11 protein-coding genes and 1 pseudogene are annotated in these 14,060 nt (G+C 73.2%); 1 reads left to right on the top strand and 11 read right to left on the bottom strand.

Annotated elements, in window-relative coordinates; all coding sequences use genetic code 11:
* Positions 1 to 43: 43 nt before the first annotated feature.
* The 7 genes from HPY23_RS00060 to HPY23_RS00030 all read right to left on the bottom strand — a co-directional run bounded on the left by HPY23_RS00060 (position 44) and on the right by HPY23_RS00030 (position 8,781).
* Positions 44 to 1,378 carry an FMN-binding glutamate synthase family protein gene (locus tag HPY23_RS00060; RefSeq protein WP_060846283.1) on the bottom strand — a complete coding sequence of 445 codons (1,335 nt, stop codon included), beginning with the start codon at positions 1,376 to 1,378 and terminating at the stop codon, positions 44 to 46.
* On the bottom strand, positions 1,378 to 2,067 hold the full coding sequence (locus HPY23_RS00055; RefSeq protein WP_060846284.1) for a GltB/FmdC/FwdC-like GXGXG domain-containing protein: 690 nt from the start codon (positions 2,065 to 2,067) through the stop codon (positions 1,378 to 1,380). Before HPY23_RS00055 ends, HPY23_RS00060 begins: the two co-directional genes overlap by 1 nt.
* Complete coding sequence (locus HPY23_RS00050) at positions 2,067 to 2,960, bottom strand: class II glutamine amidotransferase (RefSeq protein WP_060846285.1); 894 nt, start codon at positions 2,958 to 2,960, stop codon at positions 2,067 to 2,069. The genes HPY23_RS00055 and HPY23_RS00050 overlap by 1 nt, the downstream gene beginning before the upstream one ends.
* A 637-nt stretch (positions 2,961 to 3,597) precedes the next feature.
* On the bottom strand, positions 3,598 to 4,203 hold the full coding sequence (locus HPY23_RS00045) for a sarcosine oxidase subunit gamma (RefSeq protein ID WP_091886889.1): 606 nt from the start codon (positions 4,201 to 4,203) through the stop codon (positions 3,598 to 3,600).
* The gene (locus HPY23_RS00040) at positions 4,196 to 7,234 is read right to left on the bottom strand and encodes a sarcosine oxidase subunit alpha family protein (protein ID WP_091886886.1); all 3,039 of its coding nucleotides are present in this window, start codon (positions 7,232 to 7,234) and stop codon (positions 4,196 to 4,198) included. The genes HPY23_RS00045 and HPY23_RS00040 overlap by 8 nt, the downstream gene beginning before the upstream one ends.
* Entirely contained in the window at positions 7,231 to 7,518 is a 288-nt protein-coding gene (locus HPY23_RS00035; protein WP_091886883.1) for a sarcosine oxidase subunit delta, read from the bottom strand. The genes HPY23_RS00040 and HPY23_RS00035 overlap by 4 nt, the downstream gene beginning before the upstream one ends.
* 12 nt (positions 7,519 to 7,530) lie before the next feature.
* Positions 7,531 to 8,781: a sarcosine oxidase subunit beta family protein gene (locus HPY23_RS00030; protein ID WP_091886880.1), complete on the bottom strand. Its 1,251-nt coding sequence runs from the start codon at positions 8,779 to 8,781 to the stop codon at positions 7,531 to 7,533.
* Positions 8,782 to 9,002: 221 nt separating this feature from the next.
* On the opposite strand from HPY23_RS00030, the gene HPY23_RS00025 reads away from it, so the two are divergent.
* Complete coding sequence (locus tag HPY23_RS00025) at positions 9,003 to 9,926, top strand: GlxA family transcriptional regulator (RefSeq protein WP_091887048.1); 924 nt, start codon at positions 9,003 to 9,005, stop codon at positions 9,924 to 9,926.
* On the opposite strand, the gene HPY23_RS00020 is transcribed toward HPY23_RS00025, so the two are convergent.
* From HPY23_RS00020 to HPY23_RS00005, 4 genes and pseudogenes are all read right to left on the bottom strand, one after another.
* Positions 9,923 to 10,528 (bottom strand): helix-turn-helix domain-containing protein, encoded by a 606-nt coding sequence (locus HPY23_RS00020; protein WP_091886878.1) that lies wholly within the window; start codon positions 10,526 to 10,528, stop codon positions 9,923 to 9,925. The genes HPY23_RS00025 and HPY23_RS00020 overlap by 4 nt on opposite strands.
* Before the next feature lie 411 nt (positions 10,529 to 10,939).
* On the bottom strand, positions 10,940 to 11,995 hold the full coding sequence (locus HPY23_RS00015; RefSeq protein ID WP_091886875.1) for a TIGR01620 family protein: 1,056 nt from the start codon (positions 11,993 to 11,995) through the stop codon (positions 10,940 to 10,942).
* A 10-nt stretch (positions 11,996 to 12,005) separates the two neighbouring features.
* On the bottom strand, positions 12,006 to 13,472 hold the full coding sequence (locus HPY23_RS00010; protein ID WP_091886872.1) for a YcjX family GTP-binding protein: 1,467 nt from the start codon (positions 13,470 to 13,472) through the stop codon (positions 12,006 to 12,008).
* Positions 13,473 to 13,535: 63 nt separating this feature from the next.
* A pseudogene (locus tag HPY23_RS00005) lies at positions 13,536 to 14,060 on the bottom strand (hypothetical protein); the annotation flags it as partial.

Genomic DNA, 14,060 nt, shown 5'->3' with positions numbered 1-14,060 from the left:
CGCCCGTCCGGGGCGCGGCTCGGAGGGGCGTGAACGGGCGGCTTCAGAGAAGTCCCTTGCCGGGGATCCAGCCGGTCCCGGCGAGCGGCACCTGCGCCATCGCGGCGGCCTCGATCGTCAGGGCGACGAGGTCCTCGGGTTCGAGGTTGTGCAGGTGGCTCTTGCCGCAGGCCCTGGCGATGGTCTGGGCTTCCAGCGTCATCACCGCGAGGTAGTTGGCGAGCCGCCGTCCGGCCAGTTCGGGGTCGAGGCGGGCGGACAGTACCGGGTCCTGCGTGGTGATGCCCGCGGGGTCCCTGCCCTCGTGCCAGTCGTCGTAGGCGCCGGCGGTCGTGCCCAGAGCCTCGTACTCGGCCTGCCAGCGCGGATCGTTGTCGCCCAGCGCGATCAGCGCCGCGGTGCCGATGGCGACCGCGTCGGCCCCGAGCGCCAGCACCTTGGCGACGTCGGCGCCCGAGCGGATGCCGCCGGAGACGACGAGCTGCACCTTGCGGTGGAGACCGAGATCCTGCAGCGCCTGCACCGCCGGGCGGATTGCGGCCAGCGTCGGGATGCCGACATGCTCGATGAACACGTCCTGCGTCGCCGCGGTGCCGCCCTGCATGCCGTCGAGCACCACCACGTCGGCGCCGGACTTCGCCGCGAGCGCGGTGTCGTAGTAGGGTCGCGAGGCACCGACCTTGACGTAGATCGGCTTCTCCCAGTCGGTGATCTCGCGCAATTCCTCGATCTTGATCGCGAGGTCGTCGGGTCCGGTCCAGTCCGGGTGGCGGCAGGCCGAGCGCTGGTCGATGCCCGGAGGCAGGCAGCGCATGCCGGCGACGCGCTCGGTGATCTTCTGGCCGAGCAGCATGCCGCCGCCGCCGGGCTTGGCGCCCTGGCCGACCACGACCTCGATCGCGTCGGCCCGGCGCAGGTCGTCCGGGTTCATGCCGTAGCGGGACGGCAGGTACTGGTAGACCAGGGTCCGTGAGTGCCGCCTCTCCTCCGGCGTCATCCCGCCGTCGCCGGTGGTGGTCGAGGTGCCGGCCAGCGTCGCGCCGCGGCCCAGGGCTTCCTTGGCGTTCGCCGAGAGCGAGCCGAAGCTCATGCCCGCGATCGTCACCGGGGTCTTCAAGCGGATCGGCTTCGAGGCGAAGCGGGCGCCCAGCACCACCTCGGTGCCGCAGCGCTCGCGGTAGCCCTCGAGGGGATAGCGGCTGATCGAGGCGCCGAGGAACAGCAGGTCGTCGAGATGCGGCAGGGCGCGCTTCGCCCCGGCGCCGCGGATGTCGTAGATGCCGGTCGCCGCGGCACGGCGGATCTCGGCCATGACGTCCGGGGTGAAGGTCGCCGATAGGCGCGGGGCCGTGCGCGGGGCGGGCGGATGCTCGGCCATCAATAGGCTCCGGCGTTGTCGACGTGGAAGTGGTAGAGGGAGCGGGCCGAGCCGTAGCGGCGGAACTCGCCCGGATCGACCTCACCCGCGAGCCCCGCCGCCTCGAGCTTGGCGAAGACCTGCGCGCGATGCTCGTCGCGCATCGCCTTCTCGACGCAATCGGCGCCCAGGCTCGCGACCGCGCCGCGCACGTAGAGCCTCGCCTCGTAGAGCGAGTCGCCCAGTGCCTCGCCGGCATCGCCCAGGACGGTGAGGGTGCCGGCCTGGGCCATGAAGGCCGACATGTGGCCGATCGAGCCCTTCACGAGGATATCGACGCCCTTCATCGAGATGCCGCAGCGCGCGCCGGCATTGCCGTCGATGAGGAGCATCCCGCCATGGGCGGTCGCGCCCGCCGCCTGGCTGGCGTCGCCGCGCACGTGGACGAAGCCCGAGATCATGTTCTCGGCCACGCCGACGCCGGCATTGCCGTTGACGACGACGCTCGCCCGCTTGTTCATGCCGGCGCAGTAATAGCCGACGTGACCGTCGATCTCGACGCTCACGGCCGCGTCGAGCCCGACCGCGACGGCGTGGCGCCCGTCCGGGTTCCCGATCAGCCAGCGCGTCTCGTTGGTGTCGGGCCGCAGGGCGTGCAGGGCCCGGTTCAGCTCGCGCAGGGGGGCGGTCCGCAGGTCGAAGCTCGGCATCAGTGGCGCTCCCAGACGTAGACCCGGGCCGGCTCCGGCTCGAACACGGTGGCACCCGCGATGCCCGGCAGGCCGACCAGCGCCCGGTACTCGGACCCGAAGGCGACGTAGTCGTCGGTCTCGGCCATCACGGCGGGTTTGCAGGCGATCGGGTCGCGCAGGACGGCGAAGCCCGTCTCGGTGCCGACCACGAAGGTGAAGAAGCCGTCGAGATCGTCGAGGCTCGCTTCGAGGGCCTGACGCAGCGAGGCGCCCTCGCGCATGCGCCAGGTCAGGTAGCCGGCCGCGACCTCGGTGTCGTTCTGTGTCGAGAAGGACAGGCCGGCGCGGCCGAGGCGCCGGCGCAGGTCGTTGTGGTTCGACAGCGAGCCGTTATGGACCAGGCACTCGTCCGTGCCGGTGGAGAACGGGTGGGCGCCGTCGGTGGTCACCGCGCTCTCGGTCGCCATGCGGGTATGGCCGATGCCGTGGCTGCCCGCCATCCCGGCGAGATCGAAGCGCGCAGCGACCGCCGCCGGCAGGCCGACCTCCTTGTAGATCTCCATCCGCCGCCCGGCCGACACGACGTCGAGCCCGGGGGCGCTGGCACGCAGCCATGTCCGGATCTCGCCCTCGGCCTCGGCGGGCATCGACAGGACGGCGTGGGTGTCGCGCATCTCGACCGGGAAGGACCGACCGGTCGCCGCCGCGAGCGCCGCGATGCCGGCCCTCAGGGCCGCCTCGCTCGGTCCCCGCAAGGTCAATTTCAGGTCTTCCGCTGCGGAACCGTAGACGGCGAAGCCCGCGCTGTCGGGACCGCGATCCGTCATCGTCCCGAGCATCGATGCGAGGAGCGCGCCGAGCTGTGGCTCGAGCTGCGGATTCTTGAGAAACAGGCCGACGATCCCGCACATCCGGAGATTTTCCCGCGCCGTTTGGTGTGAATATGGTTCGCACGGGAAACAGGGCGCGTCAACTATGGATCACAAAAATTTCTTCTCAGGAAAAAGGCGGTCGTGAGATCCCATGCAACAGCGGTGCCGGCCCGGGGGTGCGGACGGATGCCGGCAGAGGAACGAACCCGGCAGGCGGCGCACTGCGATCACGGCGAGCTCGAATTCCCCAGTCGCGGACCGGGGCTGACGGGGACAGGACGAGGCGCGGTGTCCCCCCTCCCCCGCGGGTGGGGAAAGGCCCGAGCTCCGAAGAGGCTCACGGGAGCCCGATCTCCGAAGAGGCTCATGGGAGCCCGATGGGCGAGGGTCAGGTGTCGGAGGACCCCCACGCGTCGAGCCCCCCTCGCTCTCGCTCGGGCTGCGCCTCCGCCAGCGACAGGGTCGCCGGACCCCTCTTCCCGCCCGTGGCGGAGAGGGGAAAACAGCGTTTTGCCTTCTCCGGACTGCCCTGCACGGTGGGAGATTGGGAAGAGCCGCGCTCTTTAACTGTTCCGACGGCTTCCGCGGGAGCGTACGGGAGAAAGGATCGCACGGATTCCGGTTGCCGGGGCGGTCGCATGACGACGTCGGCAGCCCCTATCGCTCGAGACGACGCTCACCGCACCGCGACGACGTAGCCGAACTCCGCCGCCGCCTCATCGAGCCACCTCCAGACGCTCCCGGCGAAGCTGCGCGGCACGGCGAGATCGTAGGTCGGCGCCGCGTCGAGCTGCCAGAGCTGGGCACCGACATGGGCGATCACCGTGACGGCGGCGTCGCCCGGCCCGAAGGCGCGGGGATGCAGGTCCACCGCGACGCCCTTGCGCAGGGCGTCGCCGGCGCGGGGACCGGTGAGGCGCAGGACGGCACGGGAATCGCTCTGCTCGGTCACGGCGGCGAGCCCATGCAACTCCTCGGCGAGGCCGGACAAGACGCCGGGTTCCTCGGCGACGGCGAGCCACTGGCCGGGCGCCGACCAGACGAGGCCGCGCTCGCCCGTGAAGCGGGCTTTGCCGGGCTCGGGGAGCCCGCCGAACGCCAGCAGGCGATCGGCCAAGACCGCTTCGCACCCGTCCGCGGCGACGATCGTCGCGAGCCCGAGCCCATCGCGCAGTGCGACGTGCATGCCCGGTGCGCCCGTCGCCGCGCCGTGCCGGCCCGGTCGCGCGAGGCCCACCCAGGGGCTGCGGGATTGCCAGAGGGCGCGCGCCGCCTCAGCCATGGTGTCTCTCCCCGTCCGGATCGATGAAGGTGGGCGCGCAGATCTCCACCACGACGTCGCCGCCGCGCACCGGATCGTAGGCGCGCACCCGCTCGCCGTATCGCTCGGGCCCGCGCCGGATCAGCCCGAGGCCGATCCAGTGGCCGAGGCTCGGCGAGTAGGCGACGGACGTCATCACACCCTCGTCGGCCCCCAGGCTCGGGGCGGCGCCGAGCGCCAGGAAGTGCGCGCCCGCGCGCAGGCGCTCGCCCACCGCGACCGGGCGGAAGCCGGCGAGCGCCGGCCGGTCGGGGTCGGTCAGGCCCGGCCGGTCGGTCATCCGGCGGCCGACGAAGTCCTTGTCCCCTGCGACCATGCCGGCGAGGCCGAGGTCGCGGGCGGTGGTCCGACCGTCGATCTCGGGCCCGGCGGCGTAGCCCTTCTCGATCCGCATCACCCCGAGCGCCTCCGAGCCGTAGGGCGCGATGCCGAACGGCTCGCCCGCCGCCATCAGCGCCCGCCAGGCCGCATCGCCGTAGGAGGCGGGCACCGCGATCTCGTAGGCGAGCTCGCCGGAAAACGAGAGCCGGAACAGCCGCGCCGGAAGGCCACCCCCGACCGTCACCGCGCCGCATGCGAGGAACGGGAAGGCGTCGTTCGACAGGTCGAACCCGTCATCGACCACCGCCCGCAGGGTGTCGCGAGCGCGGGGACCGGCCAGCGCGAACTGAGCCCATTGCTCGCTCACCGAGGCGAGCTGCACGTCGAGGTCCGGCCACAACCATTGCCGGCCATATTCGAGGTGCTCCATCACCTTGGCGGCGTGCGCGGTCGAGGCGGTCATCACGAAATGCCGCTCGCCCATGCGGGCGATCGAACAATCGTCCTTCAGGAAGCCGTCCTCGCGTAACATGAAGGCGAAGGCGGTGCGGCCGACCGCCAGACCCGCGAGTGAATTGGCGCAGACCCGCTCCAGGAAGGCGAGGGCGTCCGCGCCCTGGATATCGATCTTGCCGAGGGTCGTGACGTCGCACAGCCCGACCCGGGCCCGCACGGTCTCGACCTCGCGGATCACGGTCTGGAGCCAGTCGGTCTCCCCTGCCCTCGGGTAGTAGGCCGGGCGCAGCCACAACCCGGTCTCCACGAAGACGGCACCGTGTTCCTCGGCCCAGGCATGCGAGGCGACGCAGCGGGTCGGGCGAAACGCGCGGCCGCGATGCGTCCCCGCGAAGGCGCCGATCGCCACCGGGGTGAAGGGCGGTCGGCACACCGTGGTGCCGACCGCCGGAATCGGCTGCCCGGTCAGCTCGGCCATGAGGCCGAGGCCCGCGAGGTTCGCGGTCTTGCCTTGGTCGGTCGCCATGCCGAGGGTCGTGTAGCGCTTCAGGAGCTCGACCGCCCGGAAGCCCTCCCGGTGGGCCAGCGCGACGTCGTTGGCGGTGACGTCGTTCTGGAAATCGACGAAGGCCTTGCCGGACGCGCGCCGGCCGGGCGGATGCGCCACCCGCCACACGGGCGTATGGGCGGCGCTCTCCGGGTCGGTCGCGGGCGCGGGGACGGATTCGGCGGCAAAGCCGCACTCCGTCGCCGCGGCGGCACCGGCCGCACTTCCCGTCTCCAGGCACTCGGCGAGGGTCAGGCGGCCCGCGGCGGCACCCGCGGTGATCATGCCGCCGGGGGCCGGGCTCGGCACGAAGGCCTGAATCGCTTCGGACCAGGCCGGCCGGCGCGACAGGTGCGAATCGAGATGGATCGCGGGGTTCCAGCCGTTGGCCATCGCGAGGCCGTCGCACGCGATGGTGGCGCCCACGCCGCGCCCATCGACGACCTCGATCGCGGCGAGCCCGAGGCGGCCACGGGTACCGATGACGGCGCCGCCGAGAATCACCCGGGCGCCCGCCGCCTCGGCCCGGCGGCGCAAGGCCTCCGGTGCCTGCGGGCGCGTGTCGATCACCGCCGCGACCTCGCCGCCGGCGGCGAGCACGTCCGCCACCGTCCGCCAGCCGTCGTCGCCGGAGGCGAGGATCGCGATCCGGCGGCCCGGCAGCACGCCGTAGCGGTTGAGGTAGGTCCGCACCGCACCGGCCAGCATCACGCCGGGGCGGTCGTTGCCGGGAAAGACGTGCGGGCGCTCGATGGCGCCGGCGGCCAGCACCGCGCGGCGGGCCGTGATCCGCCAAAGGCGCTGGCGCGGGGCGTGGGGCGGCGGCACCGCCAGATGGTCGGCCACCCGCTCAACCGCCCCGTAGGCGCCGTGGTCGTAGACGCCGAACAGGGTGGTCCGGGCGAGGAAACGCACCTCCGGCAGGCTCCGCAGCTCGGCGAGCGTCGCGGCGAGCCACTCGGCGGCGGGACGCCCGGCGATCTCCCGGCGCTCGCCGTTGAGGCGGCCGCCGGGCACGACATCCTCGTCGACCACGAGGACCCGGGCGCCGGCGCGCCCGGCTGCCAGCGCCGCGGAGAGGCCGGCCGGACCGGAGCCGATCACCAGGACGTCGCAATGGGCTTGGGTCCGGTCGTAGCAGTCCGGATCGGCCTGGCCCGCGGCCCGGCCGAGGCCGGCGGCGCGGCGGATCAGCGGCTCGTAGAGCTTCTCCCACAGGCCCGCCGGCCACATGAACGTCTTGTAGTAGAAACCTGCCGAGAGCACCGGGCCGACGAGGCCGTTCACCGCGAGCGCGTCGAGGGCGAGCGACGGCCAGCGGTTCTGGCTCGCGGCTTCGAGGCCGTCGTAGAGTTCCGCCACCGTGGCGCGGGTGTTGGGCTCGCGCCGGGCGCCGCCGCGCAGCTCGACCAGGGCGTTCGGCTCCTCGGAGCCCGCCGACAGGATGCCCCGGGGTCGGTGGTACTTGAAGGAGCGGCCGACGAGGCGAACGCCGTTGGCGAGCAGCGCCGAGGCTAGGGTGTCGCCGTGGAAGCCGCCGTAGCGGCGTCCGTCGAAGGTGAAGGCGAGAGGCCGGGTGCGGTCGATGAGGCCGCCGGCGACCCGCTGCGGCTGCGCGGATGCCGGGGCGGCGGGCGCGTCGGCGCGCGCGAGGGCGAGCGCGGTCATGCGGCGTCTCCTTCCTGCCGCGCGCGGGCCACGGCGCGGGCAGGCACGACGGCGGCGATGGCGTGGCTGCTTGTGTCGCGGGTGACCACGAGCCAGGCGCGGCAGCCGGCGGCGTGGAACCACAATTCGTCGATCGGGCCGGCCGGGTTGTCGCGCAGGTAGACGGCGTCGTGCACGGCCTCGGGCGTGTCGGCATCTCCCCCGGAGAGCCGCGGCGCGGCGTCGCCGCGGTAGCTGAACTCGCCGTTGTCGCGCTCGCCGCAATACGGGCATCGGATGCGCATCGGTGCCGGTCCTCAATGCAGGTTCGGTTGCGCGCCCACGCCCTTCTCGTCGATGAGATGGCCGGTGGCGAAGCGGTCGAGGCGGAAGGCGGCGGCGTCCGGATGGGCTTCGTCGCGGGCGATGAGGTGCGCGAAGCAGAAGCCGGCGGCGGGCGTGGCCTTGAAGCCGCCGTAGCACCAGCCGGCATTGAGGTAGAGGCCGTCCACCGGCGTGCGGTCGATGATCGGCGAACCGTCCATCGACATGTCCATGATCCCGCCCCAGTGGCGCAGCAGGCGCAGCCGGCCGAGCCCCGGCCACAGGGCCATGCCGCTCTCCATCACGTCCTCGATCGTCGCGAGGTTGCCGCGTTGGGCGTAAGAATTGTAGCCGTCGATGTCGCCGCCGAAGACGAGGCCGCCCTTGTCCGACTGGCTGATGTAGAAGTGACCGGCCCCGAAGGTCATCACGCCGTCGATCAACGGCTTCACGCCCTCGCTGACGAAGGCCTGGAGCACGTGGCTCTCGATCGGCAGGCGCAGGCCCGCCATGGCGGCGACGAGCGAGGACGACCCCGCCACCGAAAGGGCGACCTTCCTCGCCCGGATCGGCCCGCGGCACGTCTCGACGCCGACGACGCGCCCGCCCTCGCGCCGGATCCCGGTGACGGCGCAGTTCTGGACGATGTCGACGCCGCGGGCGTCCGCCGCCCGGGCGTAGCCCCAGGCGACCGCGTCGTGGCGCACGGTGCCGCCGCGGCGCTGCAGGAGGCCGCCCTTCACGGGAAAGCGCGCATTGTCGAAATCGATGAACGGGACGATCGCCCGCACGCCCTCGCGATCGAGGAGTTCGGCATCGACGGCGGCGAGCCGCATGGCGTTGCCGCGCCGCGCATAGGCGTCGCGCTGGCCATCCGAATGGTAGAGGTTCAGCACCCCGCGCTGGCTCACCATCGCGTTGTAGTTAATGTCCTGCTCCAGCCCCTCCCACAGCTTCATCGACCGCTCGTAGAACGGGATGTTGCCGGGCAGGCCGTAATTCGAGCGCACGATCGTGGTGTTGCGCCCGACATTGCCGGAGCCGACGTGGCTCCTCTCCAGCACGGCGACGTCGGTGATGCCGTGCTCCTTGGCGAGGTAGTAGGCGGCGGCGAGGCCGTGGCCGCCTCCGCCGACGATGACGACGTCGTACGCATCGCGCGGGCCGGCATCCCGCCAGTGCGGCGTCCAGCCCCGCTGCCCCCGCAGGGCTTGGCCTAGGACGCTGAGGAGCGAGAAGTGCATCGGGGAACCTGTCGGGAGCGCCGGGCGACCGCCCCTCGATAGCCGGCGTCCAGGCCGTCCCGGCTTGCATTTCGCGACGCATTTCCGGCAAATCGCGCCGAAATCCTCGTCGTGTCCCTCGGAGGCGGCCCTTGGCGACGATACCGGGAGCGGCGATCGCGGGCGGGACGGAGCGGGTCCGGCGGACGATCGGGTTCGTGCTCGTGCCCGACTTCCCGCTGATGGCCTATGCGGCGGCGGTCGAGCCGCTGCGGGCCGCCAACACCCTGTCGGGCGCCGATCTGTACCGCTGGTGGCACGCCGCACCGGGGGGCGGCCCTGCGCGGGCCTCGAGCGGCATCGCGATTCCGACCGACGTCGCGGTCGGCGCCGCGGTCCCGGGGACCGACCGGGTCTTCGTTTGCGCCGGCGGCAACCCGGCCGCCTTCGACGATCCCGCCCTCTCGGCCTGGCTGCGCGATCTCGCCCGGAGCGGCGCCGTGATCGGCGGGATCTCGGGCGGTCCCTATTTCCTCGCCCGGGCCGGCCTGCTCGAGGGCCGCCGCTGCACCGTGCACTGGGAGCACGTGCCGGCCTTCGAGGAGCAGTTTCCCGAGGCGGACGTGGTCCGCTCGCTGTTCGAGATCGCGGGCAACCGCGTCACCTGCTCGGGGGGAACCGCCGCCCTCGATCTGATGCTCCACCTGATCGGACGCGATCACGGCCCGGGCCTCGCCGCCGGCGTGAGCGACTGGTTCCTGCACAACCGGATCCGGGAGGGCCTGAGCCCGCAGCGGATGGACCTGCGCCAGCGCCTCGGCGTACGCGATCCCCGCTTGCTGCGGGTACTCGCCGCCATGGAGGCCAACCTGGAGGCCCCCCTGGCCCGGACGACGCTCGCCGCGCTCGCGGGCGTCTCGGTGCGTCAGCTCGAGCGCCTGTTCGCCGACGGGCTCGGGCACGGGTTGCACTGGCACTATCTCGGCGTGCGCCTCGACCGGGCGCGCCAGTTGCGCCGCGAGACGGCACTGACAGCAGCGCAGATCGCCGCGGCGACGGGCTTTGCCGGGGCGGACGAGCTGTCCCGGGCCGAACGACGGCGGGCGGCTGGAACCGCGGCGCGGCAGCGAACGGCCGAGGCCAGGGACAGGCCCGAAGGTCCTTAAGTCCGCGGATACGCGATGATCGACAAATACGTCATCGGCCGCTCGATCAGCTCACGCGGCCCGTGCAGTGCCTCCGCGTCGAACAGCAGCGCGTCCCCGGGCTTCAGGTGATAGTCCTGGCCGGCATGGTGGTAGCGCACCTCCCCGCTCAACATGAAGATGAACTCGACGCCGGCGTGGCGAAAGCCCGTATAGGCCTCGGCGTCCTCTTCCAGCGTGATGAGGTAGGGCTCGAGCACGGTCTCGCCGCGGATGCCGGCGCCGAGAAGCTCGTAGATGTGGCCGACCTTGGTGCCGCGCCGCTCGATCACGACGCCCGTCCCCTTCCCCACGTAAGAGCAGTCGCGGCTCTCCTCGAACGCGGCGAACAGGGTGGTGATCGGTACGTTCAGCGCCCGCGCCAGGGCGTTGATCGTGGCGAGCGACGGGGAGATCTGTCCGTTCTCGATCTTCGAGACCATGCCGTGCGAGATGCCGGCCGCGGCCGCGAGATCGGCGAGCGAGAGGTCGCGCTCCCGGCGCAGCGTCCGGACCTGATGGCCCAGGGCGCGCTCGAGGCTCTTGTCGTCTTCGATGGGCGCGTTCGAACCGGTCTTCAGCATGGCGTGCCCGTGAACTTCGGACGAGGGCGAAGCCGGGGGGCCCGGCTCGCTCGATCGGCGCCGTCATAGCGGATCTGGGCTCCCCGCGCCCCGCCTTCTCGCCCGCACGACCGCGCAGGCGACCACCGATCAGGTGGGCGGTCGCGGTCTCGGCGTCCCCGATTGAACCGCCCCGGGTTTTTCTGAGGCTGTTTGTGTCGGGTCAGGCGGCTGGTGCGCGCAGTGTGCGAGCGGCGAGACCGAGGCGGGCATCGGCTATCCCCGCTCGCCCTCGTGTTTCAACACGCCCCCGGGCCCGGGACAATACAGCTCCATCTGATGCCAGTGACTGTATCCAGAGCAAAGCACTGATCGCGGAGCGATGCCAGGCGCTTCGCGACGCGGGGATTCACGGGCGCGACCGCCGACCGGCTACCGTGCCGCCTCGCGGTCTTCCCCCTCGCCGCCGCCACGCAGCAGTTCCCCCGCCACGTCGCCCAGCCGCGGCGCCGGCTCGCGGGTGAAGGGCAGCGGTCGGCACACGGCCAAGGCCGCGAGCCCGAACCGTGCCGTCATCAGGCCGTTGAGCACCCCCTCCCCGAGCTTGGCCGAGATCCGCGCCGCGACGCCGAGACCCAGCACCGACTGCACCAGGCTGTCGCCGACCGCGACGCTGCCGGTGACGGCGAGGTGGGCGAGCGCCGCGCGGGCGAGGCGCAGGAAGCCGAACAGGCCGGGCCGGCCGCCGTAGATGGTGGCGATGCGGCGCAGGAGCCGGACGCCTGCGAAGATCACGAAGGCGACATCGACGATCGCCCGCGGGCTCAGTGCCGTGACCGCCGACACTTGCTTGGCCGCATCGGCGACCGCGGCCTTGGCGGCGCGGTCGAGGGATCGCAGCAGTTCCGCCTCGGCGATGCCGAGCCGGTCCTCGACGTCGAGGATCTGGTCGTCGAGGGCGGCGAGGCGGGCACGGGCCGCCTCGGCCGCCGGGCGGCCGGCATAGAGGGCCGAGAGACTGCGCACCACCGCCTTGGCGGCGCTGTGGTCGCGCGAGCGCAGGGCGTCGAGGGCGTCGCCCCGCAGCGCCTCGATGCGGCGCTCGCGCAGGACGCCCGCGACCTCGCGCCAGACGATGGCGGCGAGCGCCACCACGGCCACTGCCAGCAGCACCAGCGCGACGATGCCGAGCCAGGGCGCGGCGGAGAACAGGTCAGCGATCAGCCGCTCGACCGCGAGGCCGATGCCCAGCGAGGCCAGCCCCCCGAGGGCCGAGAGGAGCAGGGTCGCCCAGGGTGCGCGAGAGCGCGGCGCCACCGGGACCGGCACGCCGTCGGCGGCCTCGACGATCTCGAACGGCTCCTCCACCACCCGGATCCCGTCGGGAAGCGCCGTCTCGGTGCCGGGCGGCGGCGGCGCGCTGGCGGTCTGCGCGCCGGCGGGGGGAAGGCGGAAGGCCCGGGGCTTTGCGGGAGGCGGCTGGGTCATGGAAGAGCCCTCAGGCGAGGCGGTCGCCGATCAGGAAGTTCAGGGCGCGGTCGAGCCGGATCTGCGGCAGGCGGCCCGGGCGGCCCAGCGCATCGCGAGGGACGGCCGGCGGGCGGAAGCGCGGGAAGCGCAGCGAGCCCGGGGTCACCGCGCCCTCCAGCACCGCCTCCGGCCGCTCCGGCAACTCGCCCGGGAAGATCGCGGCCTCGGTCTCGCCGTCGAAGGTCTCGCCGTCGATGCTCTCGCCGGCCTCCGGCGTGCCGGCCACCGCCCGGAAGCTCGCCGGCCCGTCATGCACCACGGTCTCGCGGGTCGAGCGCACGGAGGCGAGCGCCTGGGTGCTGACATGGGCGCCCGCCGCCTCGGTGCGGCGCAGGGAACGGGCGACGAGGAGGCGCAGCAGCGCGTCGAGCCGGTCGTGGCTCGCGTGGTGGAGGTGGTCGGCCTTGGTGGCGGCGAACAGGATCCTGTCGGCCCGCGGCGCGAAGAGCCGCGACAGGACGGTGTTGCGCCCGACCCGCAGGCTCATCAGCACCCGGTCGAGGGCCTCCTCGAGCTCGGCGAGCGCCGCCGCCCCGGCATCGACCGCCGCCAGCACGTCGACCAGCACGATCTGCCGGTCGATGCGCTGGAAATGGTCGCGGAAGAACGGCGTCACCACCCGGCTCTTGTAGGCCTCGAAGCGGCGCTGCATCAGGCCGCCCAGGCTGTCGGGATTGACCGGCCCGTCGAGGATCAGCGGCGCGAAGGTCAGCGCCGGCGAGCCGGCGAGGTCGCCCGGCATCAGGAAGCGGCCCGGCGGCGTGGTCGCCACCGCCTCGGGGCCGGCGCGCACCGCGGCGAGGTAGGTGGTGAAGGCCTCGCTCGCCCGCTCGGCCACGACCTCGTCGAGGGGCTGGTTGGGGTCGAGGGCCCGCAGGGAGGCGAGCCAGGGCGCGGCCATCGCGGCCCGGCCGGGGCGCTCGGCGGCGACGATCGTCTCGCGCGACCAGCCCTCGTAGGTCTGCTCGATGAGGGCGAGGTCGAGCAGCCACTCGCCCGGGTAGTCGACGATGTCGACCATCAGGCTCGCCGGTCCGGTGCGCCAGCCGCTCTTGCGCTCGTAGTCGATCTCGAGGCGCAGCTGGCTGATCCGGTCGGTCGAGCGCGGCCAGCGCCGCGCCTCGGTCAGCGCCGCGAGGTGATCCTCGTAGGAGAAGCGCGGCACCGCGTCGTCGGGCTGGGGCACCAGGCGGGCCCGGCGCAGGCGCCCCTCCTGCGAGGCGCGCAAGGCCGGCAGCGGGTGCAGGCCGGTGAGCTGGTGCACGAGCGCGGTGGTGAACACCGTCTTGCCCGACCGGGCGAGGCCGGTGACGCCGAGGCGCACCGTCGGCTGGACCAGGAGGTCGTTCGAGGCCTCGGCCAGGGAGCGCGTGGCCTCCGTGACGGATTTGACGAGGGAGCCGGCACGCGCGGCGAAATCGGTCAGGGGCGGCACGCGGATAAGCTCTCGCTTGGTCTGGTCCGGGAGGTGGCGCGGGGAGCGGGCTTCCGCAAGGGCTCAGGGCGTCGCTGGAGGGCCGGCCTCGGCCTGCCGGCGCGCCGCCGTCCGCTCCGCATCCGCCCGCGCGATCGCCGCGGCGACGAGGGCCGGGCTCGCCCGCAGCGCGCCGAGCTCGACCGACGACATCGCCAGGAGGACGGGCGCGAGGCGCGGGGTGGCGCGGCCATCCGCCGTGAACAGCTCGAGATCGTCGCCGGGCTTGACGCCGACGCTGCCGGCGATGCGGGCGGCATAGGCCTGGATGCGGACCTCGTCGGAGCCGCAGAGGGGCGCGGGCGGGCGCAAGGCCGGCGGCAGCGACGAGGCCGGGACGGCGGCGAGCGTCGGCAGGGCGGCGGCCTCCGCGGCCAGCCGCGCGCCGTCGAGGATCCGGCCCGGCTCGACCGACCCGCCGGTCGAGCCGGTGGCGCGCGGCGCCTCGCCGATGCCGGTGGCGATGGTGGGGAGCGCCGCCGCCGTGACGGCCCGCACCGGCCGGCGCGGCCGGCCCTGCATCCGGGCGAGCGCCGACCAGGGCTGGAC

It is taken from the genome of Methylobacterium ajmalii (assembly GCF_016613415.1).
Taxonomy (GTDB): domain Bacteria; phylum Pseudomonadota; class Alphaproteobacteria; order Rhizobiales; family Beijerinckiaceae; genus Methylobacterium; species Methylobacterium ajmalii.
This window is presented reverse-complemented; position numbering and strand designations above follow the sequence as displayed.